General features: G+C 68.0%; 23 protein-coding genes. 7 read left to right on the plus strand and 16 right to left on the minus strand.

Going from position 1 to position 20,785, the window contains the following annotated elements; genetic code table 11:
* Positions 1-106 precede the first annotated feature (106 nt).
* On the plus strand, positions 107-1,105 hold the full coding sequence (locus I4U41_RS08210) for an aldo/keto reductase (protein ID WP_242525100.1): 999 nt from the start codon (positions 107-109) through the stop codon (positions 1,103-1,105).
* Between the two features lie 139 nt (positions 1,106-1,244).
* A complete protein-coding gene (locus I4U41_RS08215; RefSeq protein WP_206860667.1) occupies positions 1,245-2,003 on the plus strand; it encodes an SDR family oxidoreductase in 759 nt (252 codons plus the stop codon).
* 67 nt (positions 2,004-2,070) lie between these two features.
* Here I4U41_RS08215 and I4U41_RS08220 read toward each other — a convergent pair whose 3' ends face one another.
* From I4U41_RS08220 to I4U41_RS08285, 14 genes are all read right to left on the minus strand, one after another.
* Positions 2,071-2,547, minus strand: a complete 477-nt coding sequence (locus tag I4U41_RS08220; RefSeq protein WP_206860668.1) for a YbhB/YbcL family Raf kinase inhibitor-like protein — start codon at positions 2,545-2,547, stop codon at positions 2,071-2,073.
* 80 nt (positions 2,548-2,627) lie between these two features.
* A complete protein-coding gene (locus tag I4U41_RS08225; protein ID WP_206860669.1) occupies positions 2,628-3,239 on the minus strand; it encodes an HD domain-containing protein in 612 nt (203 codons plus the stop codon).
* Between the two features lie 94 nt (positions 3,240-3,333).
* Positions 3,334-3,903 carry an NADPH-dependent FMN reductase gene (locus I4U41_RS08230; RefSeq protein WP_206860670.1) on the minus strand — a complete coding sequence of 190 codons (570 nt, stop codon included), beginning with the start codon at positions 3,901-3,903 and terminating at the stop codon, positions 3,334-3,336.
* 71 nt (positions 3,904-3,974) lie between these two features.
* Positions 3,975-4,316 carry a zinc ribbon domain-containing protein YjdM gene (locus tag I4U41_RS08235; RefSeq protein ID WP_206860671.1) on the minus strand — a complete coding sequence of 114 codons (342 nt, stop codon included), beginning with the start codon at positions 4,314-4,316 and terminating at the stop codon, positions 3,975-3,977.
* Between the two features lie 67 nt (positions 4,317-4,383).
* The gene (locus I4U41_RS08240) at positions 4,384-4,755 is read right to left on the minus strand and encodes a DUF1622 domain-containing protein (RefSeq protein WP_206860672.1); all 372 of its coding nucleotides are present in this window, start codon (positions 4,753-4,755) and stop codon (positions 4,384-4,386) included.
* A 38-nt stretch (positions 4,756-4,793) separates the two neighbouring features.
* The gene (locus I4U41_RS08245; RefSeq protein WP_206860673.1) at positions 4,794-5,720 is read right to left on the minus strand and encodes a formylglycine-generating enzyme family protein; all 927 of its coding nucleotides are present in this window, start codon (positions 5,718-5,720) and stop codon (positions 4,794-4,796) included.
* Positions 5,717-6,655 carry an HAD family hydrolase gene (locus I4U41_RS08250; protein ID WP_206860674.1) on the minus strand — a complete coding sequence of 313 codons (939 nt, stop codon included), beginning with the start codon at positions 6,653-6,655 and terminating at the stop codon, positions 5,717-5,719. The genes I4U41_RS08245 and I4U41_RS08250 overlap by 4 nt, the downstream gene beginning before the upstream one ends.
* Before the next feature lie 18 nt (positions 6,656-6,673).
* A complete protein-coding gene (locus tag I4U41_RS08255) occupies positions 6,674-8,179 on the minus strand; it encodes an arylsulfatase (RefSeq protein ID WP_320415158.1) in 1,506 nt (501 codons plus the stop codon).
* A gap of 240 nt (positions 8,180-8,419) precedes the next feature.
* Positions 8,420-9,046 (minus strand): YidH family protein, encoded by a 627-nt coding sequence (locus tag I4U41_RS08260; RefSeq protein WP_242525101.1) that lies wholly within the window; start codon positions 9,044-9,046, stop codon positions 8,420-8,422.
* 12 nt (positions 9,047-9,058) lie between these two features.
* Positions 9,059-9,457 (minus strand): hypothetical protein, encoded by a 399-nt coding sequence (locus I4U41_RS08265; protein WP_320415159.1) that lies wholly within the window; start codon positions 9,455-9,457, stop codon positions 9,059-9,061.
* Positions 9,458-9,758: 301 nt separating this feature from the next.
* Complete coding sequence (locus tag I4U41_RS08270) at positions 9,759-11,159, minus strand: hypothetical protein (protein ID WP_206860677.1); 1,401 nt, start codon at positions 11,157-11,159, stop codon at positions 9,759-9,761.
* A gap of 143 nt (positions 11,160-11,302) precedes the next feature.
* Positions 11,303-11,758 (minus strand): azurin, encoded by a 456-nt coding sequence (gene azu, locus I4U41_RS08275; protein ID WP_206860678.1) that lies wholly within the window; start codon positions 11,756-11,758, stop codon positions 11,303-11,305.
* Between the two features lie 75 nt (positions 11,759-11,833).
* Entirely contained in the window at positions 11,834-12,613 is a 780-nt protein-coding gene (locus I4U41_RS08280) for a DNA alkylation repair protein (RefSeq protein WP_206860679.1), read from the minus strand.
* Positions 12,614-12,626: 13 nt separating this feature from the next.
* Positions 12,627-13,112: a hypothetical protein gene (locus I4U41_RS08285; protein WP_206860680.1), complete on the minus strand. Its 486-nt coding sequence runs from the start codon at positions 13,110-13,112 to the stop codon at positions 12,627-12,629.
* A gap of 148 nt (positions 13,113-13,260) precedes the next feature.
* Between I4U41_RS08285 and I4U41_RS08290 the strand changes: the two genes are divergently transcribed.
* From I4U41_RS08290 to I4U41_RS08300, 3 genes are all read left to right on the plus strand, one after another.
* Positions 13,261-13,677 carry a BlaI/MecI/CopY family transcriptional regulator gene (locus I4U41_RS08290; RefSeq protein WP_206860681.1) on the plus strand — a complete coding sequence of 139 codons (417 nt, stop codon included), beginning with the start codon at positions 13,261-13,263 and terminating at the stop codon, positions 13,675-13,677.
* Entirely contained in the window at positions 13,670-15,562 is a 1,893-nt protein-coding gene (locus tag I4U41_RS08295; protein WP_206860682.1) for a M56 family metallopeptidase, read from the plus strand. The genes I4U41_RS08290 and I4U41_RS08295 overlap by 8 nt, the downstream gene beginning before the upstream one ends.
* A gap of 425 nt (positions 15,563-15,987) precedes the next feature.
* Positions 15,988-17,658, plus strand: a complete 1,671-nt coding sequence (locus I4U41_RS08300) for an FAD-dependent oxidoreductase (protein ID WP_206860683.1) — start codon at positions 15,988-15,990, stop codon at positions 17,656-17,658.
* 83 nt (positions 17,659-17,741) lie between these two features.
* Here I4U41_RS08300 and I4U41_RS08305 read toward each other — a convergent pair whose 3' ends face one another.
* The gene (locus I4U41_RS08305) at positions 17,742-18,008 is read right to left on the minus strand and encodes a DksA/TraR family C4-type zinc finger protein (RefSeq protein ID WP_206860684.1); all 267 of its coding nucleotides are present in this window, start codon (positions 18,006-18,008) and stop codon (positions 17,742-17,744) included.
* A 154-nt stretch (positions 18,009-18,162) separates the two neighbouring features.
* Between I4U41_RS08305 and I4U41_RS08310 the strand changes: the two genes are divergently transcribed.
* Entirely contained in the window at positions 18,163-19,224 is a 1,062-nt protein-coding gene (locus I4U41_RS08310; RefSeq protein WP_206860685.1) for a tetratricopeptide repeat protein, read from the plus strand.
* A gap of 91 nt (positions 19,225-19,315) precedes the next feature.
* Complete coding sequence (locus I4U41_RS08315) at positions 19,316-20,128, plus strand: TIGR04325 family methyltransferase (protein ID WP_206860686.1); 813 nt, start codon at positions 19,316-19,318, stop codon at positions 20,126-20,128.
* 69 nt (positions 20,129-20,197) lie between these two features.
* On the opposite strand, the gene I4U41_RS08320 is transcribed toward I4U41_RS08315, so the two are convergent.
* On the minus strand, positions 20,198-20,746 hold the full coding sequence (locus tag I4U41_RS08320; RefSeq protein ID WP_206860687.1) for a DUF4136 domain-containing protein: 549 nt from the start codon (positions 20,744-20,746) through the stop codon (positions 20,198-20,200).
* Positions 20,747-20,785: the final 39 nt, after the last annotated feature.

Genomic DNA, 20,785 nt, shown 5'->3' on the forward strand with positions numbered 1-20,785 from the left:
GCATCGCCGGAGGATCGGGCAAGGATCGCAGAGCATCGTGCTAACGCCGCCGCGGGGGCCGGGCGCAGCATGTGTCCACGTTCCCACGCCACGCAGGAGACCCCGCATGAACGTTCCCTTCCCCCGTCGCACGCTGGGCCGCCAGGGCCTGGTCGTATCCGCCATCGGCCTGGGCTGCATGGGCATGTCGGATTTCTACGGCCCCAGCGACGAGGCCGACAACCTCGCCGTGCTGAACCACGCGTTGGACATCGGCGTGAATTTCCTCGACACCGCCGACATGTACGGCGTGGGGCGCAACGAGGAGCTGCTCGCCAAGGTGCTGCGCACGCGCCGCGACGAGGTCGTGCTCGCGACCAAGTTCGGCAACGTGCGCGCGCCGAACGGCGATTTCCTCGGCATCGACGGTTCGCCCGAATACGTCGCCGCCGCCTGCGACGCCAGCCTGAAGCGCCTGGGCGTGGACCACATCGACCTGTACTACCAGCACCGCGTCGATCCGAAGGTGCCGATCGAGGAGACCGTCGGCGCGATGGCCCGCCTGGTCGAAGCCGGCAAGGTGCGTCACCTCGGCCTGTCGGAAGCGTCCGGCGCGACCGTGCGCCGCGCCGCCGCCGTGCATCCCGTCGCCGCGTTGCAGAGCGAGTACTCGCTGTGGACGCGCGATGTCGAGAACGACGCGCTGCTCGCCTGCCGCGAACTGGGCATCGGTTTCGTCGCCTACAGCCCGCTGGGCCGCGGCTTCCTCACCGGTGCGATCCAGAACGCCAGCGAGCTGTCCGACAGCGACTGGCGTCGCCAGAACCCGCGTTTCCAGGACGGCAACATCGACCAGAACCAGCGCCTGGTGCAGGCCGTGACCGAACTCGCCCGCGAACGCGACTGCACGCCCGCGCAGCTGGCGCTGGCGTGGCTGCTGCATCGCGGTCCGGACATCGTGCCGATCCCGGGCACGCGCCGGATCCCGCGACTCGACGAAAACGCCGGTGCCGCGCGCATCGATCTGACGCTCGCCGAACAGCGTCGGCTGGACGAAGTCCTCGCCACGCACGAAGTGGCCGGCACGCGGTATCCGGCGGCGCACATGTCGTCCGTCAATGCCTGACTGAGAAGTGCGGTCGGGAAGTGAGGAGTGGGCGAACGCGCTCCTCCTCCCGCCTCACGCTCTTCTTTCCCACCCTGCCCCCGCGCGGCCGCACGCCGGCCGCCGACGGGCGACTGCATCCCGAACACGGAGAAACCCCATGTCCAAGCAGGATTCGCTTTCCCTCGACATCGCCGGCAAGGTCGTCGCGATCACCGGCGCCAGCAGCGGCATCGGCGAAGCCACCGCGCTCCGGCTGGCGCAGCACGGCGCGATCCTCGCGCTCGGCGCGCGTCGCACCGACCGGCTCGACGCCATCGCCGCACGCATCCGCGACCACGGCGGCGAGGTGCTCGTGCACGCGCTCGACGTCACCCGGCGAGACCAGGTCGAAGGCTTCATCCAGGCGACGATCGCGCGCTTCGGCCGCGTCGACGTGCTGGTCAACAACGCAGGCGTGATGCCGCTCTCGCGCATGGCCGATCTCAAGATCGACGAATGGGACCGCATGGTCGACGTCAACGTGAAGGGCGTGCTGTACGGCATCGGCGCGGTGCTGCCGTCGATGAACGAGCGCGGCGCGGGGCAGATCGTCAACGTGTCGTCCGTCGCCGGGCGCCATGTGTTCGCGACCGCCGCCGTCTACTGCGCGACGAAGTTCGCCGTGCACGCGTTGTCGGAAGGACTGCGCCAGGAATCGCCGTTCCTGCGCGTGACCACCATCGCGCCGGGCGCGGTGGAATCGGAGCTTACCGGCACGATTTCCGATCCGGCGATGAAGCGCGAGGTGGACGAGGTCTTCCGCAAGGAGCTGCTGCCGGCCGATGCCATCGCGCGCGCGATCGCCTTCGCGATCGGCCAGCCGGCCGACGTCGACGTCAACGAACTGGTGGTCCGCCCGACGGCGCAGCCGTACTGAGGCATCGCCGCCCGTCTCCCGTGCGCGGGAGAGGGCGCGACGACACGGCCCGCAAGCACCGGCCCGGTCACTCGCCCTTCTGGTACGTACCGATCATCGACGTCTCGGCAAGCACGTGTCCTTCCATCGCCTCGCGCAGGCGCAGCTTGTCGACGTCGCCGAGGTCCGGCAGTTCGACGTCCAGCGCGTACAGCCGGAAGAAATAGCGGTGCCGCCCGATCGGCGGACACGGACCGCCGTAACCCGCGCGCTGCCAGCCGTTCTGGCCGGCTTTCGTTCCATATGGCAGGCGGTCGCTCGCGATCGCCTCGCCGACGCCGGTCGAGTCGGCCGGCAGGTTGTACAGCACCCAATGCACGAACACGCGCTTGGGCGCGGCCGGGTCGGGCGCGTCCGGGTCCTCCACGATCAGCGCCAGGCTGCGCGTGCCCTCGGGTGCGCCGGACCAGCGCAGTTCGGGCGAGATGTCCTGCCCTTCGCAGGTGAATCGCGTGGGGATCTTCCCTTCGTGGTCGAAGGCCGGGGAACTGATCTGGAAGGCCATGGCGGGCTCCTGATCCGACGGGAACGTGGGACAGGCCCCGGATTCTAGGCACGTCGCGATTGCGCGCCCGTGACGGGCCTTCAGCGTTTGGACGTCACCGCGCGGCGCAGGTTGTTGCGCGCCTGCGCGTCGAGCCGCTGGTGGAAGAACGGTGAGAGATAGATCCGCTCGCGCCCCAGCAGCGACTTCAGGAAACGCTTGCGGTTGATGCGGAACAGCCAGCCCGGCACGACGGCACGGTATTCGGCGGCGATGCCCCGGTCGTAGGCGTCGAACACCGGCGCTTCCGCACCGAGGATCGCCATGTCGCAATCCAGGAACAGCGCCGCTTCCTCGTCGACGTCGTTGGGCTCGAGCACGCCGTGCCGCGCGGTGAGTTCGATGAGTTCCGTCACGCGGGGCACGTCGATGCCGCGATCGGGCATCCAGCGGGCCACGTGTTCGGCGGCCAGCTGCGCCGAACGCGTTTCGTTGTCCTTGCGCCCCGCTTCGTAGATCGCGTCGTGGTAGAGCACGGCCAGCGCGACCTCGTTCGGCTGCGTCCATCCGGGCCCGTGCGCGGCTTCGAGGTAGCGGCGCAGCACTTCGCGCACGTGTTCGAAGTTGTGGTACGCGCGCGGCGGGGTGGCGTAGGCGGCCTCGAGCGCGCTGCGCTGTTCGTCGGGAAGATCGAAAGGGAGCGTCAGGGTCATGGGCGGCGTGGCGGAAGCGTCGCGGCATTGTCGCGCGACCGCGACGCGGCGTCCCGCCCGGATCCCTCATCCCCGGGAATCCATGCTCCCGGGGTCAAGGCGCGCGCATCGCATCCACGTGCAACCGGATCCACTGCGCCCACTTGTCCACCCACCCCTGCAGGAACTTCCGGCTGCCTTCCGACGCGACATTCCCCGCCTCGTCGAAGAAACCTTCCTTGACGTGGATGAACGCCTCCGGTTGCCCCATCGTCGGCACGTCCAGGTACGCCAGCATGTTGCGCAGGTGCTGCTGCGACAGCGCGGTGCCCACCGCGCCGATCGACGCGCCGATCACGCCGGCCGGCTTGCCCTGCCACGCGCTGTCGCCGTACGGCCGCGAGGCATGGTCGATCGCGTTCTTCAGCACGCCCGGCACCGAGCGGTTGTATTCGGGCGTGACGAACAGCAGGCCGTCGGCGTCGCGGATCTCCTGCTTGAGCCGCTTCACCGGCGCGGCCTGGTGGCCGTCGTCGTCCTGGTTGTACAGCGGCAGGTCGTCGATGCGGCACTCGTGGAAGGCGAACGAGGAGGGCGCCATCTTCTGCAGCGCGTTCGCGAGCTGGCGGTTGATCGATTCGCGGCGCAGGCTGCCGACGAGAAACGCGATGCGGTACTGGCTCATGGGACGCTCCCGGCTGCGGAAGCGCCCACTGTCGCGCCGGCCGCGCAAACGCGCGGTGATGGCGCGGCCGGTCAGGCCTTGCGCAGGAAGATCGTCTTCAGCACCAGGCCCTTGATCTTCTCCGAGTTGCCTTCGATGTGCTCGGCATCGTCCTCGACCAGGCGGATGTTGCGGATCACCGTGCCCTGCTTGAGCGGGATCGAGGAACCCTTCACCTTCAGGTCCTTGATCACCACCACCGTGTCGCCGTTGGCCAGCACGTTGCCGTTGCTGTCGCGCACGACGACGCCCGAGACTTCATCGCCACCGCCTTCGACCGGCCATTCGAAGCCGCAGTCGGCGCAGACGAAATTCGTGCCATCCACGTAGGTGTTGGCCAGGGTGCATTGCGGACAGGCGGGCGACGTGGGCATGGAAGGCTCCTGCGTGGGGGTGCGCAGTGTACGCGACAGGGGCGGCGCTCCGGCGCGGCGACGCGCGTCAAGGCGCAGGTTTCCCGGGTTCGCCGCCCTGTTCCAGCGCCCGGATCTCGGCCACGTCGCGCTCCAGGAAATAGTTGAGGAAGGTGCGGATCACGGCGACCGCGGCGAGCCGCCCGATGCCATCCCAGTCGGGCGTGATCGAGGATTCGACGATGTCGGCCGCCAGCTGGAACGTGAGCCCGGCCACCAGCCAGTGCGAGTAGCGCATCCACAGGTGGCGGCGCTCGTGACGGTGCATCTCGTGCTGCGACACCAGCAGCACGAGGCCGTCCTTCAGCGCGATCAGCGTGCCAACGACGATCACCGCCAGCGCGACGAAATCGATCGCCAGGATGACCGGTTCGGATATGGCGATCAGCCAGTACTCCATGCGCCCTCCTGCCGCCGGTCGCGGCGGTTCCGGTCAGCTCAGCCGCGCACCACCAGGCGGAAGCCGACGTGGCACGTCGAGGTGTCCACCGGTTGCGCCATGCGCGCGGCGGGACGGTAGCGGCGGCAGTAGTTCGGCGCGCACAGGTGCGAGCCGCCCTTGGTCACGCGACGCGGCACGCGTGCCGGATCGCGCGGGTCCAGACTCGCCTCGCGTTCGCCGCCGCGCGGGTTCTCGCGCGTGCAGCAGGCGTGCTGCTGGACGCGGCCGTGGTCCTGGTACCAGTCGGAGGTCCATTCCCACACGTTGCCAATCATGTCGTACAGGCCGTAGCCGTTGGGATCGAACGAACCCACCGGCGCGGTCCAGGCATAGCCGTCCTCGGGCCGCAGTTCCCACGGGAACTCGCCCTGCCAGGTGTTGGCCATGTGCCGGCCGCCGGGGACCAGCTCGTCGCCCCAGGCGAACTCGCTGCCCTCGCGTCCACCCTTCGCCGCGAACTCCCATTCCGCCTCGGTCGGCAGTTCCTTGCCGATCCACTGCGCGTACGCGAGCGCGTCGGCGTAGGCGACGTGCACGACGGGATGGTCCTCCAGTCCCGCGAGCGAACTCTCCGGCCCGCGCGGATGCCGCCAGTCGGCGCCGGGAATGTACTGCCACCAGTGGAAATGGTTGCCCAGGTCCACGCGCCCCGGCGGCGGCACGAACACCACCGACGCCGGCGCCAGCATCGTGGGGTCCGCATCCGGATAGTCCGCCGGATCCGCCGGCCGCTCCGCCTGCGTGACGTGCCCGGTGGCCTCGACGAAACGCGCGAAATCGCGATTGGTCACCGCGTGGCGATCGATCCAGAAGCCGTCCACCCGCACCTTGTGCGCTGGCCGCTCTTCCGGATAGTGGTGGTCCGATCCCATCGTGAACGCACCGCCATCGATGCGGACCATGTTGTCGTACGTCGTGCTCAAACGCCGCCTCCCGTTGCGGGCGCATCGCCGTCGTCGGCGAACACGCGGTTCCAGTCGCGCTGCATGCTGACCACGCCGATGCCCAGTTCCGCCGCGCGGTCCAGGCCTTCGCGCAACGCGCTGAGCCTGAAATCGCGGTCGTAGGCGAACTCGCGCGTCGCGTCGTCGTGGTGCAGGTACCACGCCATGCGCGGTCCATCGCCGCCGAGCGTATACCGGATCATCGCCAGGTCGCCATCGGAATTGCCGAACGCGAACACCGGCCGACGGCCGATGTGCAGCGCGATATTGACGACTTTCTCGTCCCTGTCGTCGAAGCTGCCCAGTTCTGGCAGTTTCCGCAGCACCATGCCGCCACCGGACTCCTCCAGTTTCATCTTCGTGCTGGAACCGACGACCTGCTCGGGCGGAATGCCGTAAAGCTGCTCGGCCACCACGCGCACGAACTCCACGCCGCCGCCGGTGACGATGTACGTCTTGAAGCCGTTCGCGCGCAGATGGTCCAGCAGTTCGCGCTGCGGCGCGTAGGCGTTGCGCAGGAACGGGCGCCGCAGCTTGGGATGCTCGGCCTGGCGCAGCCATCGCCACGCATTGGCGTGGAACTCCTCCACCGTCATCCCCGCATGCGTGGCGAACGCCGGCTCGAAGACGTCCTTCTTCGGCAACGACATCAACGTCTTCACGTCGCCGTCGACCATCGCCTTGAACGCGGGCTTCCGCAGCAGCGACGGATCCTGCTTCGTGAGCCGTTTCACCTCGGCCAGCGCGAAGAACACCTGCACCTGCAGCGGGTACTCGCACCACAGCGTGCCGTCGTTGTCGAAGACCGCGATCCGCTCATGCTTCGCGACGAAGTCCGGCCCGCCTTGCGCGCACACGCGCGCGACGAAGTCGAGGATCCCCGACTTCGCCGCGCCGTCGTTCCAGGAGGGCAACGGCTCCACGCGGATGCCTCAGCCGGACTTGCTGTTGAGCTCGCCCATCTTCTGCTCGGCCTGGCTGAGATCGAACGCACCTGGCGCCTGCGCCGGCGGGAATTCCTTGAACGTCGACAGGAACTGCGCCGCCGCGGCCTGCGCCCCGTAGATCCAGAACGCGTTGTGCAGCATCCAGTCCCAGTACACGTTGGACGTGATGTCGGCGCGCTCGTACGGATCCATGCGCAGGTTGAAGATCTTAGGCACGCGCAGCGGCGTGAACGGCTCGGCCCAGACCTGCAACGTGCCCTGGCAGCGCTGTTCCATGAAGACCATCTTCCAGTTCATCCAGCGTATGCCGAGCACGTCGCCGTCGTCGCTGAAGTAGAAGAACCACTTGCGGGGCGACTTGTCTTCCTCGCCCGTCAGGTATGGAAGCAGGTTGTAGCCGTCGATGTGGTTCTTGTACTTGCGCCCGTTGACGGTGGCGCCTTTCTTCAGTCGATCGACGCAATCGGTGTCGCCGGCTGCGGCGAGCAGTGTCGGCAGCCAGTCATGGTGCTGAATGATCTCGTTGCTCACCACGCCGGCCGGGATGCGGCCGGGCCAGCGGATCAGCTCCGGAATGCGGAACGCGCCTTCCCAGTTGGTGTTCTTCTCGCTGCGGAACGGCGTCATGCCCGCATCCGGCCAGCTGTTCATGTGAGGGCCGTTGTCCGTGGAGTAGATGACGATGGTGTCCCCGGCCAGGCCCAGTTCATCGAGCAGGTCGAGCATCTGCCCCACGTTCCTGTCGTGGTCGATCATCGTGTCGTGGTACGGCGACTGGTGTTCGCCGGCCTGCCCCAGGCTTTCGGGCTTGGTGTGCGTGATGAAATGCATGTGCGTGGTGTTGAGCCACACGAAGAACGGCTTGCCCGCCTTGTCCTGACGGCGGATGAAATCGCTCGCGGCCTCCACGAACTCGTCGTCGCAGGTTTCCATGCGCTTCACGTTGAGCGGGCCGGTGTCCTCGATCTTCTGCTTGCCGACGCGTCCCCAGCGCGGATGCGTGGTCGTATCGTCCTTGTCCGTCGCCCAGCTGTGGATCACGCCGCGCGGGCCGAACTGCTCGCGGTACCGCGGGTCCTTCGGATAGCCGTACATCTCCGGCTCTTCTTCCGCATTGAGGTGGTAGAGGTTGCCGAAGAACTCATCGAAGCCGTGCACCGTAGGCAGATGCTTGTTCAGATCGCCCAGGTGGTTTTTGCCGAACTGGCCGGTGGCGTAACCGCGATCCTTCAGCAGCGACGCGATGGTGACGATGGAGTCGGTCATGCCCTGCGGCGCGCCGGGAATGCCTACCTTCGACAGGCCGGTGCGATGCACGCTCTGGCCGGTGATGAAGGAGGAACGGCCGGCGGTGCAGCTCTGCTCGCCGTACGAATCGGTGAAGCGCATGCCTTCGTTGGCGATACGGTCGATGTTGGGCGTCTGGTAACCCATGAGTCCGTGCGTGTAGCAGCTCAGGTTGGCGATTCCGATGTCGTCACCCCAGATCACCAGAATGTTCGGCCTTTCTCCCCCGCCCTTGCGCGAGGGTGTTGCACTCTTCTGCGGTGCTCTCCCGCTCGCGGCGCCTTTGTCGGACCGCTGCGACGGCGGTGCGGATTTGGCCACCTTGGCCGGACGGGCGGCCTTCTTCGCCTGTGCCATGACGCGTCTCCTTGCCTTGCCTGGGGGAATACCTGCGGGGTGATCCTGCGAAAGCTTTCGCAACGGCGGGTTTCAATCGCGCGAGCGTCAGCCGCGCGCCACGTCGAACACCATGCTGACGATCGCGAACACGCCGATCATCAGCAGGATGATCGCGGTGAGCAGCGTGTACGACAGCGGATAGCCGCTCTCGCCATGCACCAGCCCCGCCTCGACCATGGCCTTGCGCGTGGCGCGCAGTCCGCGCATGAAGCTGACGTGGTAGACGATGCCGGCGATCAGCAGCACGACGCCGAGCGCGACCAGCGCCATGCCGAAGTTGCTCGGCGCGGCCATGTTCATGCGCAGCATCCCGGCGTCGCGCGCCTTGGTGAACACCTGGAAGATCGTGAAGCCGAAGCCGATCAGCGACAGCGCCGTTCGGATCACCGACATCAGCGTGCGCTCGGCGCTCATGCGCGTGCGCTGGAACGACATGCCGGTGCGCCGCATCGACATCTCGGTGCGGTTGGTGGACAGGTCGGTGCGGTATTCGGAAAGCGAGGTGCGATGTTCCGAAAGCCCCGTGCGGTGCGTCGACAGCTTCGTGCGGTGCTGCGAAAGCTCGACGGATGCGATGTCCGAATCCAGCAGGCCGACGTCGGGAATCGGCGGCAATGGCGCTTCCGGGAGCCGGTCGGGCCGCACGGGCGCTTCGTGGGTTTCCGGGCTCATGCGCGTCTCCAGTCAGGTCGCGCGATGCGCACGCGCGAGCCACCAGCGCACCAGCCGGTTGATCGGCCCGCGCAGCAGCAGGTAGGGAAGGAAGCACAAGGCGACGATGACGTTGATCGCCTCGAGCACGTGGAAGGTGCCGAGCACCCTGTACTGGTAGATGATTTCCATCACCAGGCCCAGCAGCAGGATGCGTGCGGTGGCCTTCACGCCCTCGTGGATCGACGCGCGACGCGCGGACGGATCGTTGACGATGTTCCAGAAGTACGGCGGGCGTCCGCTCTTCGCATCCTTGACGCCGTCGCGCAGCGCCATCAGCAACGCCATGGACGGTTGCAGGAAGAAGCGGAACGACATCGGGCCCTGCGTGCGGCCGATCAGGTCGTCGTAGAAACGCACCAGGTCGTTCACGAGCCCTTCCAAAACCCGCTCCTCCTGCATGCTTGCATCGGAACAGCCGGGAAAACACGATCCGCATCGACTCCGCACGCGCGGAATGCGCGGGGAGCACTTCCACACCGGCGCATCGCGCACCGGATCGCTCCCGCGGGTCGTCGGCCGCCACGCGGGACAACGCCCGGTGGCGGACCGCATGATCGTGTCCACCGGGTGAAAAGGTCGTGACGAGCGCATCAACGCGTGCGACGCGCGGCGAGAAGACACGGCGCCGCCCGTCACGGCGCCGCGGCTGTTCCCGGAGTTCGGCGTGCGCTCAGAGCACGCGCAGGAACGCCACCAGGTCTTCCTTCTCCTGTTTCTCCAGCTTCGTCTGCAACACGATGTTGAAGAATTCCACGCTGTCCTCCAGCGTGAGCAGGCGACCGTCGTGCAGGTACGGCGGCGAGTCCTTGATGCCGCGCAGCGGGAAGGTCTTGATCGGCCCGTCCGCGCTGGCGAAGCGCCCGTTGATCATCTGCGGCCGGAAGAAGCGTTCCACCTGCAGGTTATGCATGGTGTTGTCGGTGTAGTACGGCGGCGAATGGCAGGACGAACACTGCGCCTTGCCGAAGAACAGCGCCTCGCCGCGCTTCTCCTGGTCGGTCGCCTTCGCCGGATCGAGCCTGCCGAAGATGTCGAGCTTCGGCGCCGGCGGGAAATCCAGCAACGCCTGGAACTCGCCCATCGCGTGCACCTGGTGGCCGCGATCGAGGATGTTGATGCCCTTCTTCGTCGCGATCACCGGATCGCCGTCGAAGTACGCGGCGCGCTGCTCGAACTCGGTGAAATCCTCCACCGACTTCAACGCACGCTGCGAACCGAACAGCCGCTGGATGTTCACGCCACGCAGCGTCGGCGTGTCGATGCGATGACGGAACTGCTGCGGCCGGATGTCGCCCACCAGGTGCGTGGCCGCCGAGGTGTGGCCGTTGCTGTGGCAATCCAGGCACGCCACGCCGCGACTGGGCAACGCGGAGCGGCGGTCCTCGGTCTGGTTGAACTGTTGCTGCGGGAACGGGGTGACCAGCAGGCGCAGTCCTTCCAGCTGTTTCGGATTGAGGATGCCGTTGAACAGTTCGAAGTAGTTGTTGATGTTGACGACCTTGCCCTTCGACACGTCGCCCAGGTCCGGCCGCGTGGTGAGGAAGATCGGCGCGGGGAATTCCGGCACGAAGTGGTCGGGGAGATCGAAGTCGAGATCGAACCGCGTCAGGTCGCGCTGCTCCAGCCGCTTGAGTTCGTCGATCTGGAACTGCGGGAACAGCATGCCGCCTTCGGGATGGTTCGGATGCGGCAACGGCAGGAAGCCGATCGGGAACGCATTGCGTTCGCGGATCTGCTCCGGCGTCATGGTCCCCAGTTCCTCCCATGTGACGCCGGAAGGCAACCGTGCGCGCACGCCGCCCTGCACGGGTTTTCCGCGCGTCATCGTCAATCCCGCGACGGGGCGGTTCGACAGGTCGTACCGCTGTTCGAGCAGACTTCTGTGTCGCTGCATCACGCCGCGCTTGGCGCCTTCCATCCGCGACTTGATGGCCTGGAAGGTTTCGGTGATCACCACCGGCATGTAGCTGCTCGGTGGCGGATCGGCCGCGAGCGCCAGGCCGGAAAGGCCCAACGCCGTAACGCACACCACCCACAACGATTTCAGCCTGGGTTGCCTGGGCTGCCTCATGGTCATTCTCCTTTGACTGGGATGACGGCTGCAGGACGCACATGCGCGCCCCGCCGCGAGGCTAGTCGGGCATTCGCCCGAGATGAAATCGTTTGATTGGATGTATTCGATAGTCCCCGGCTATTCGCGTGAACGCGAACGCATTACTTCACGACGATGAGCTTCCCGCGCATCAGCGTCGCGTGTCCGGGGAACGTGCAATAGAACGCGTAGTCCCCGCCGGGCTTCAGGCGCGAACCGGCGAACGTCGCCTTCGTGCTCTGGCCGCCGCCGATCAGTGGGGTCGCTGCGATCACCCGCGAGTCGTTCTTCGCCACGTAGTTGGCACTCGCGCCCGCCTTCAGGCCATCGCGTGCGATGGCGTCGTACAGCACCGTCTGCGATACGACGACGTTGTGGCCCATCGCGGTCACCGGCAGCTTGCCGACATGGGCGAGTTCGATGGTGATCGTCGGGCACGACGCCGAGACCGTCGCGGTCTTGATGTCGTACTTCATCGCGTCGTCCGAGTTGATCTTCACCGTGCAGTTGCCTGCGGCGAATGCGTGGGACGTCAGGCCGGCCAGCGCGAGGCCGGCCAGCAGCAGTGCGGTTTTCATGGGAACCCCTGGAATGCGCAGGATTGCGTCGCCGCCAAGTCTAGGAAGCACGTGCGCGCGCGCCCTTGATCCGGATCAATCCGCGCTGCTGCGGATTCGCTTCCGCGCCTTCTTCGCTGGCGTACGCTTCGTCCCGTGCGCCTTGGGCCCGCGCTTGGCGAACTCGCGCAAGGCATCCTTGCCGATCCATCGCGCGCCGGCGTGTTCCGCCGCGGCAAGGCGTTTCGCCAGTGCGACGGCTGCGGCACGCCACGACTCGCGCATGCCGATCGCACGCAACGCCCAGTTCACGCCCTTCTTCACGAAGTTGCGATCGTCGAAGGCCTCGCGTTCGATCAGCGCCAGACCTTGCGCATACAAGGCTTCGTCTTCGAGCCGGTCGTGCAGCGCGAGCGTGGCGAGCAGCGCGAAGGCGGCGCGCTTCTGGAATTCGCCCTTCCGCGACGACCACTGCTCGACCTTGCGCCACGCATGCGGCGTGCGATCGAACAACGCGAAGCACAGCGTGTCGCACACGGCCCAGTTGTCGAAATCGCGGCACCAGCGGTCCATCTGCTGCGCGGTGACGCGCTCGGGCTCCTCGACATGGGCGGCGAGCATGCGTGCCTCGTAGACATCGGTGTCCCATAGCGCGGCGGCGAGGCCGTGATCGCGACCCAACTGCTTCGCCAACGACTGGATGTCCTTCATCGGCACGCCGAACGCGCGGTCGGCCGGAATCGCGAAACGCGCCATGCCGTCGCGATGCTGCGCGGAGGCATGCTCGCGCAGCCACGCGAGCGCGTGCTCCGTGCGCGCCTGCGGCGACAGGTCGCTGCCGGCGGGCTTCGTGCGTCTGCGCGCGGTCGTCGCCACGGACGTGGTCCGCTCAGCCGCGCCGCAGCGCCATCCGCGCGAACACCACGCAGATCACGCCGAACAGCATGTGCGCGAGGATGCTGTAGGAGATCCAGTCCGGATGCGCGAACGACGGCGAACGCCCCACCCGCGAAAGCGGCATCACGACGAAGTTCATGACCACGTAGAGCACCACGCCGTACAGCAGGCCGAGCACGACCGGCCGCGCCAGCAGCGACGGATGCCGGCGCGCGACGAGCGTGTAGATCGCGACGAAGGCGATCGCCATCAGCACGTGCAGCACGGCGCCGAGCGCGGCCGACTGCATGCCGCCGGCGTAACTCGCCTGCCCCAGCACGCCCACGGCGATGGTCTGGAAGACGCGCTTTAAACCTTCCGCGTCCCACGAGAACCAGAGCGTCGTGGCGAAGATGAAGTCGCCCAGGGCGACCAGCAGTCCGCCGATCACCACGGAAATCCAGAGGATGCGCGGTGCGTGCGGACGGACGGAGGACATCGCGATGCTCCCGGTGGCGCTTGGCGCGGCCGGCACATCGTAGTGGCGGGACGGGTCCGTCGCCCATGACTTTCGCCATAGACAAAATGGTCTAGACAAACCGTTCTAGTTGGATCAGCATGCCGCCACGCACCCATCGAACGACGCCATGACCCGCAGGACCACCAAACCGCCCAAGCCCACCGCCGCCGAGCTCGACCTGCTCCGCGTGATCTGGCGCCTGGGCCCGTCGACGGTGAAGGACGTGCACCAGGCGCGGCTCGCCGAACGCCCGGACGTCACCTACGCGACCGTCCTGCGGATCCTGCAGGTCATGCACGGCAAGGGCCTGCTCACGCGCGACGAGAGCCAGCGCTCGCACGTCTACGCCGCCGCGCACGCGCAGGACGCGCTGCAGACCAACCTGTTGCGCGAGCTGATCCAGAAGGCGTTCTCCGGCTCCGGCAAGGCGCTGGTGATGGCCGCGTTGAACGAGCACGTCACCGAGCGCGAACGCGAGGAAATCCGCCAGCTCCTGAAGAGCGACGGCTTGACGGACGATGACAGGGAGCATCGCGATGAATGATCTTCTGGTCGAAGCGGTTCCGGTGCTGGGCCGCGCCCTGCTCCACTTTCTCTGGCAGGGCGCGCTGATCGGGCTGCTCGCCGCGTTCGCGTTGCATCTGTTGCGCGATGCCCGGCCGCAGGCGCGATATGCGGTGGCGTGCTTCGCGTTGCTGCTGTGCGCGCTGGTGCCGGCGATTTCCGTCGCGGTCGCGCTGGTGCAGGCGTCGGGCGCGGCGGACGTCGCGATCCCGACCGCGATCTTCGTGCGCGGCAGCGGCCTTGCGGCGATCGTCCCCGGCGTCGCACCCGACTGGACTTCGCGCATCGACGCGGCGCTTCCTGACATCGTGCTGGCGTGGGCGGCGGGCGCCGGCGCGTTGTCGCTGCGCATGGGCCTGGGGCTGGTGTGGATCGAACGCCTGCGCGCCACGCCGCAGGGGCCGGCGCAGCGCGAATGGCAGGCGCGGCTCGATGCGCTCGCGCAGCGTTTCGGCCTGCGGCGCATGGTCGCGTTGCGCCTGGTCGAGTCGCTTACCTCGCCGGTATCGGCGGGCTGGTGGCGGCCGGTCGTGCTGCTGCCGGCGGGACTGGTCACGCGCATGCCGGCGGAGCTGATCGAAGCATTGCTCGCGCACGAGCTGGCGCACATCCGTCGCCACGATTACCTCGTCAACCTGTTGCAGAACCTCGTCGAGGCGCTGCTGTTCTACCACCCCGTGACGTGGTGGCTGTCGCGCCGCATCCGCGACGAACGCGAACACATCGCCGACCGCCTCGCCGCCGAGGCCACCGGGCAGCCACGCCGCCTCGCACTCGCGCTGTCCGAACTGGCGGAGTGGTCGTGCGGCCACGCCGCCGCCCCGTCCACGCCCACCCTCGCGCAAGCCGCCCATGGAGGCCATCTGATGTCCCGCATCGAACAACTCGTCCGTCCCGGTACGCGCCCCGTGCGCGGCGGCGTCGCGCTGCCGCTGGTCGGCATGGCGATCGCCTGCGTCGCGTTCTACGCGCACGCCCACATCGGCCAGGACGCGAAGCCCGCACCGGCGGCCATCGCGCAGGCCAGGGCCGACGCGGCCAGCCGCGCGACGCCCGCCGCGAACGTGCATGCCACGCCGGCCACTGCGCCATCGCCGGCCGCGAAGCGTTCCGTGCGCGTCGCGCGTGGCGACGACGATGCCTACGCGCTGATCAGCAAGGATCGCGACGGCATCCGCCTGTCCGGTTCCACCGACGACCTGCCCGAGATCGAACGCGCCCGCCGCAGCCTGGCGAACCAGGACTTCGTGTGGTTCCGTCGTGGCGGCCAGGCGTACGTCGTGTCCGATGCCGACACCATGGCGAAGGTGCGCGATGCATGGCGCGACAGCGATCGCATCGGCGAACAGATGCGGGTGCTCGGCGACCAGATGGAAGCGCACGGCCGCAGGATGGAAGCGCTTGGCGCGCAGATGGAGCAGTTGTCGGAGAAGGCCGAGGACCACGCGGAGATCGATGCGTCGTCGCGGCGCATGGAGCGGCTGGCCGATCAGCAGAGCGCGCTGGCGGAACGGCAGGCGGAGCTCGCCGGAAAGCTCGCGGGCGTCGACGGCGAGGACCGCGCGCGGCTTCAGGCCACCATCGACGATCTGGCGCGGCAGATGGACGAACTCGGCCGGCAGATGGACGAGCAGGGGCGCGTGATCGAACGGCAGTCCGCGAGCCTTGCGGCGAACACCGCGCCGATGGAAGCGCTGGGCCGCCAGATGGACGAGGCGAGCAAGCCGATGGATGCGCTTGGCCGGCAGATGGATGCGCTCGGCAAGGAACAGGAGAAGATCATCGGCGATGCCGAACGCAAGACGCATGCGTTGCTGGACAGTGCGGTCAAGCGGGGGTTGGCGCGGCCGTTGTCGGCGCTGTGAGGCGGTCGGGTTGATGGTTTGAGGATGAACCCTCTCCCTCCGGGGGAGGGGTTGGGGTGAGGGTCGGGACATGCGGTCATCGATGCGGCCGATGCCTTGCTTCGATGCTTCCGCGCTGTGCACGTCACCCCTCCCCTGCAAGCAGGAGCGGGAGTCAGCGCAGGCGACCCGCGCGGCAACGCCGTTTTGCACCGCCTTCGAGTAACACGTCGTCGCCATCATGGCGAAACGCGACCGCCTCCGCATCGCCCCGCCCGGCCATCCATGGCCGTGCTTTCGGCAGGCCACGCGCGGCAGTGCCGCGTAAGCGGCCTGCCTCAACCTTCCCACCTGTCCCCTTTCTGCCCTTGCCTGCGTTCACTCGGAACGGTAGCCCGGCGTGCGCACGCACGACCGGTGCATGAACGTTTCAAGGGGCAGCGCATTTGATCTTCGATTACAGAAAGGCGTCGGCGCCGGCGGACATCGAGGCGGACATCTGCATCGTCGGTGCCGGCGCGGCCGGGCTGGCGATCGCCTGGGCGTTCCTCGACACGCAGGCGACGGTGTGCGTGGTCGAGAGCGGTGGCCTCACCGCCGACGAGCGCTACCAAGCGCTGCTGGAAGGCCACTCGGTCGGCGAGCCGTCGTTCGATCCGGGCGCCTCGCGGCTGCGCGCATTCGGCGGCACCTGCAATTACTGGGGACGCGGCTGCATTCCGCTGGCGAACCTCGCGCCGCGCGACTGGGTGCCGCACAGCGGCTGGCCGATCGGGTTCGCCGATCTCGAACCGCACTACCGCAAGGCGCGCACCTTCTGCGGTCTCGAACAGCACGACTTCGGCGAGGACACCTTCCTCACTCCGTCCTCGCGCCAACCGCTGGAATTCGAAGGCGATGCGCTGGTGCACAAGACCTTCGCCTCCAGCCCGATGATCTTCGGGCACGCATACCACGACGTGTTCGAGCGCGCGCGCAACATCACCGTGCTGCTGCACGCGAACCTGATCGAACTGGACGCGGTGGAATCGGCGCAGGCGGTGCGGCAGGCGCGCATCGGCACGCTCGATGGCCGCCAGGGCACGGTGCGTGCGCGGCATTACGTGCTCGCGTGCGGCGGCATCGAGAACGCGCGGCTGCTGCTGTCGTCGAATTCGACCGCCGCCGAGGGCCTGGGCAACGCGCACGACCTGGTCGGCCGTTATTTCATGGACCATCCCAGCGGCAAGCTCGGCACGTTGTTCAGTCCGGACCCGCGCGTGCTCATGCGTCCGTACGACCGCAACGTGCCCAAGGGCCGGCCGCAGGCGCATCCGGAAATCTGCCTGTCGGACGAAGCGCAGCGCCGGCATCGCATCCTCAGCGGGCGCGTACGGCCGTTCGCGTTCGAGGAACCGGTCCCCGAAGGACTGCAGGCGCTGCGCGACCTGCGCGCGGCGATCCGTGCGCGTAGGCGGCACGAGAACTGGGCCATCAAGGCGCGTGTGTGCGGTCGCCGCAACGGCGAGCCGGATTACATCGCCAACGCCATGCCGCCGGCGGAGGACCTGCGTGCGCTGACGCTGCGGGCCGGGCTCAATGCCGCCGACATCGCCAAGGCCATGGGCCGCAAGCTCACGCGCAAGCCCGCCGTGCGCACCGAACGCGTGGACCTCATCGGCTATTTCGAACAGGTGCCCAACCACGACAGCCGCATCACCCTGGGCGGGGAACGCGACGCGCTCGGGCTGCGCAAGGTGAGCGTCGACTGGCGCCTGACCGAACTCGACCGGCACACCTACCGCACCGCGGCGACGCTGTTCGGCGAGCAGCTCGCGCGCGCGTGCAACGGGCGCTTCCAGCCCGAATCATGGATCGGGGAAAACGGCGGCGTGCCGCAGGTGTTCGGCACCTCGCACCACATGGGCACCACGCGCATGGCGGACGACGCGCGCGAAGGCGTGGTCGATCGCCACTGCCAGGTGCACGGCGTGGACAATCTGCACATCGCCGGAAGCTCGGTGTTCCCCACCGGCAGCTGGGCGTTCCCGACGTTCACGATCATCGCGCTGAGCCTGCGCCTTGCGGAGCAGCTGCGCGCGCGACTGGAGCAGGCGACGCCGTTGCTGGGCATCTGAGCGCCAGGAACGAGTCTGGAGGAACCAGAAACGAGCAGAGGCCGGCGCTGGTTCCTCGTTCCTCTCCGCTCGCTCCCGCGCCGTCACCGCAATTGCGAATCCTTGCTCCCGCGCCGGTTGTATCCGCTGAAACCGGCCTCCTCGCGATCGAGGGCTTCCTGGCACGCGATGCACAGGCGCACGCCGGGCACCGCGTCGCGGCGGGCCTGCGGGATCTCGACGCCGCACTCCTCGCAATGCGTCAGTCCCGGGCCCTGCGGGAGCTTGCTGCGCGCGCGCTTGATGGCGTCCTTCACGGTCGCGTCGATCTGGTCCTGGACCGCGCCGTCGCCTGCCCAACCGGTGGCCATGTCGTTCTCCTGCGTGATTGCGTGACTCCGTCCGAAGCATAGCGCCGGCGGGCTGAACTTCCCGCGCACGGCGTCCACGCGCGCTTGCGGTGCGCGGGACTACACTCCGCGCAGCCCCTGGCGCGGCCCGCGGGACCGCACGGAGCGTTCGTCGATGCGCGGCACGCTCGCCGCCGTGGTTTTCGCGCTGGCCTGGCAGGCCGCGGGCGCGTTCGCCCAGCCGGTGTCCACGGGCGAAGTCATGACGATGCCCACGGGACTACGCGAGCGGCTGCATCGCGAAGTGCTGTACGACGACCCCGCGCCGCACGAGCGCCTGGAACGCCTCGGCGTCTTCATGTTCGCGTCCGAAGGCCTGGGCATGACCTACGTGGAAACGGCGAACCTCACCGTGGCGCAGGCGTACGAGGCGCGCACGGCGAACTGCCTCACCTTCACCCTGCTCTTCCTCGCGCTGGCCAAGGAAGCGGGGCTGGAAGCGACGCCGCAGGAAATCGAACAGATCCTCGGTTTCCGCCAGGCCGACGGCACGCTGTACCTGAGCAACCACGTCAACGCCAGCGTGCGCGTGGGCTCGCGGCGCTACACGGTGGACGTGGCCGGCGACCAGATCATCCAGCGCGATCGCCCGAAGCCGATCACCACCACGCGCCTCATCGCGCATTACTACAACAACCTCGCGGTCGAACGCCTCGCCGCCGGCGATTACCCCGCGGCGTCGTCGCTGCTGGACATGGCGATCGGTCTCGATCCCGCCTACGCCGGCTACTGGAGCAATGCCGGCGTCGTGCACACGCGCGGCGGCGATCCGGAAACCGGCCGGAACGACTATCGCCAGGCGCTGGCGCTCGACCCGGACAACACCAACGCGCTGTTCAACCTGGCCGGGCTCGCCGCGCGCACGGGCGATCGCGCGCTGGAGGCCGAATACCGCAAGCGCCTGGCGAAGCTCGAACGCAACGATCCCTTCCACGCCTTCGTGCAGGCGCTGACCGCCGAGAACGCCGGCGACCTGGCGCGCGCGACGCGCTTCTACCGCCGCGCGGTGGACCTGCGACCGCAGGAGCACCGCTTCCATTCCGCGCTCGCCAACGCCTACCTCAAGGCCGGCAAGACCGGGCTGGCGATCCGCTCGCTCGCCCGCGCGCAGGCACTCAGCAACGGCGACACCCACGCGGCCTACAGCGAGCGCCTGGATGCCCTGCGCGCCCGCTGATGCGCGACGCGTCCCCTTTTTCCCGCGCATCGCGTTGTTTCCCGGGAGACGAGACGATCGGAAGGGGAACCCCGTGCGACACGAAACGCTGATGGCCCGACGCAACCTGGTCCGCATCGCCATCGAAAGTGCCGAACTGCCCGGAATACGCCTGATCGCCCGTCCGCTGTACCGACGACTGTTCAACCGCCCCTACCACGGCGGCAACGCGTACTACGGCGCCTACGATTCGCGCGCGCAGGCGCTGGCCGCCGCGCCGTCGCTGCCGACCACGTACGACCAGTCTTCGACCACGGGCATGTACATGGACCGGCATCGCAGCATCCGCGTGAGCGACTATCCGATGGTGCACTGGCTGTCGCGCCTGCTCGCGCAGGGACGGCACCGCATCTTCGACCTGGGCGGCCACATCGGCGTGACGTACTACGGGTTCCGCCGCTATCTGGACTATCCGGGCACGATGGAATGGCGCGTTCACGACGTGCCCTCGGTGATGGACGCCGGCCGCAGCTGGGCGGTCGACAACGATCCGGAAAGGCTGCTGCATTTCGCCGACACGCCGGAGTGCGCGAACGAACACGACGTGCTGATCACCTGCGGCGCCCTGCAATACCTGGACTACACGCTGCCCGAGCTGCTCGGCCGGCTGTCCTCGCCGCCCACGCACGTGCTGGTGAACCTCACGCCCGTGCATCCCAAGCGCGGCTACGTGACGTTGCAGAACATCGGCAAGGCGGTGCTGCCGTATCGCGTGATGTCCAAGCCGCAGTTCATCGCGGAAATGCAGTCGCTGGGGTATGCGCTGGAAGACCAGTGGCAATCGAAGGAACGCCACCTGCGCGTGCCGTTCGAACCGGACTGCACGCTGGATCACTACGCCGGGTTCTATTTCCGGCGGGCCTGAACGGCGCGTTCGAAACAGGAAGGCCGGCGATTGCCGGCCTTCCGCGTTACGCGCTTGCGTCGCGGCGGTTCACTTCGGCGGCGCGCTCCCCGGCGGGAACGCCGCGAACATCTTGTCCACGCCGGCCTGCGCCTTGGCGTTCACGCCTTCCGGCGAATCGGGCACGGTGCCCGACGCGGTACCGCGCCAGATCGCCTGCCGCGTCTTCATGTCGAACATGTCGACGACGAGCGTCCCGACTTCGTAATTGCGCACGGTGGTCGTCGCCGATCCCATGCCCGCCCCGCCCCAGCGCCCCCATCCGTAGCCGCCCCAGGCCGGGCCGCTGTAGAAGGTGTCCAGCGTCTGTTGCTGCTGCGTGGCGACGTGCGCGGCGATGCCGACGTCCGCATCGGTGCCGGTGGTCTGCCGCCAGCCCTGCGCGGCGAGCTTCGCGTCGATGGCCGCGACCACGCGCTGTTCGACCAGCGGCGACCGTCCTTCGGGTTTCTTCAGCCACGTGTAGGTGCGATAGCCGGCGAACTGCGCGGCCGGATCGTAGTCGGTGTGCACCGTCGGCGTACTGGCGCAGCCGGCCAGCGCGACCAGCAGGATCGCGCCGAAAACGAGTGGTTTCATGAGCCTTCTCCGTGTGCGGGTGACGAAGGAAAGAGCCGA

The organism is Lysobacter changpingensis, assembly GCF_017308985.1.
GTDB lineage: Bacteria > Pseudomonadota > Gammaproteobacteria > Xanthomonadales > Xanthomonadaceae > Lysobacter_J > Lysobacter_J changpingensis.

Coding starts and splice junctions, on each gene's coding strand:
- I4U41_RS08215 (WP_206860667.1), top strand. CDS start 1,245: ATGTCCAAGCAGGATTCGCTTTCCCTCGACATCGCCGGCAAGGTCGTC.
- I4U41_RS08260 (WP_242525101.1), bottom strand. CDS start 9,046: ATGAGCCCGGAAACCCACGAAGCGCCCGTGCGGCCCGACCGGCTCCCG.
- azu (WP_206860678.1), bottom strand. CDS start 11,758: ATGAAAACCGCACTGCTGCTGGCCGGCCTCGCGCTGGCCGGCCTGACG.
- I4U41_RS08285 (WP_206860680.1), bottom strand. CDS start 13,112: ATGTCCTCCGTCCGTCCGCACGCACCGCGCATCCTCTGGATTTCCGTG.
- I4U41_RS08240 (WP_206860672.1), bottom strand. CDS start 4,755: ATGGAGTACTGGCTGATCGCCATATCCGAACCGGTCATCCTGGCGATC.
- I4U41_RS08320 (WP_206860687.1), bottom strand. CDS start 20,746: ATGAAACCACTCGTTTTCGGCGCGATCCTGCTGGTCGCGCTGGCCGGC.
- I4U41_RS08220 (WP_206860668.1), bottom strand. CDS start 2,547: ATGGCCTTCCAGATCAGTTCCCCGGCCTTCGACCACGAAGGGAAGATC.
- I4U41_RS08225 (WP_206860669.1), bottom strand. CDS start 3,239: ATGACCCTGACGCTCCCTTTCGATCTTCCCGACGAACAGCGCAGCGCG.
- I4U41_RS08290 (WP_206860681.1), top strand. CDS start 13,261: ATGACCCGCAGGACCACCAAACCGCCCAAGCCCACCGCCGCCGAGCTC.
- I4U41_RS08235 (WP_206860671.1), bottom strand. CDS start 4,316: ATGCCCACGTCGCCCGCCTGTCCGCAATGCACCCTGGCCAACACCTAC.
- I4U41_RS08230 (WP_206860670.1), bottom strand. CDS start 3,903: ATGAGCCAGTACCGCATCGCGTTTCTCGTCGGCAGCCTGCGCCGCGAA.
- I4U41_RS08295 (WP_206860682.1), top strand. CDS start 13,670: ATGAATGATCTTCTGGTCGAAGCGGTTCCGGTGCTGGGCCGCGCCCTG.
- I4U41_RS08270 (WP_206860677.1), bottom strand. CDS start 11,159: ATGAGGCAGCCCAGGCAACCCAGGCTGAAATCGTTGTGGGTGGTGTGC.
- I4U41_RS08310 (WP_206860685.1), top strand. CDS start 18,163: ATGCGCGGCACGCTCGCCGCCGTGGTTTTCGCGCTGGCCTGGCAGGCC.
- I4U41_RS08305 (WP_206860684.1), bottom strand. CDS start 18,008: ATGGCCACCGGTTGGGCAGGCGACGGCGCGGTCCAGGACCAGATCGAC.
- I4U41_RS08315 (WP_206860686.1), top strand. CDS start 19,316: ATGGCCCGACGCAACCTGGTCCGCATCGCCATCGAAAGTGCCGAACTG.
- I4U41_RS08210 (WP_242525100.1), top strand. CDS start 107: ATGAACGTTCCCTTCCCCCGTCGCACGCTGGGCCGCCAGGGCCTGGTC.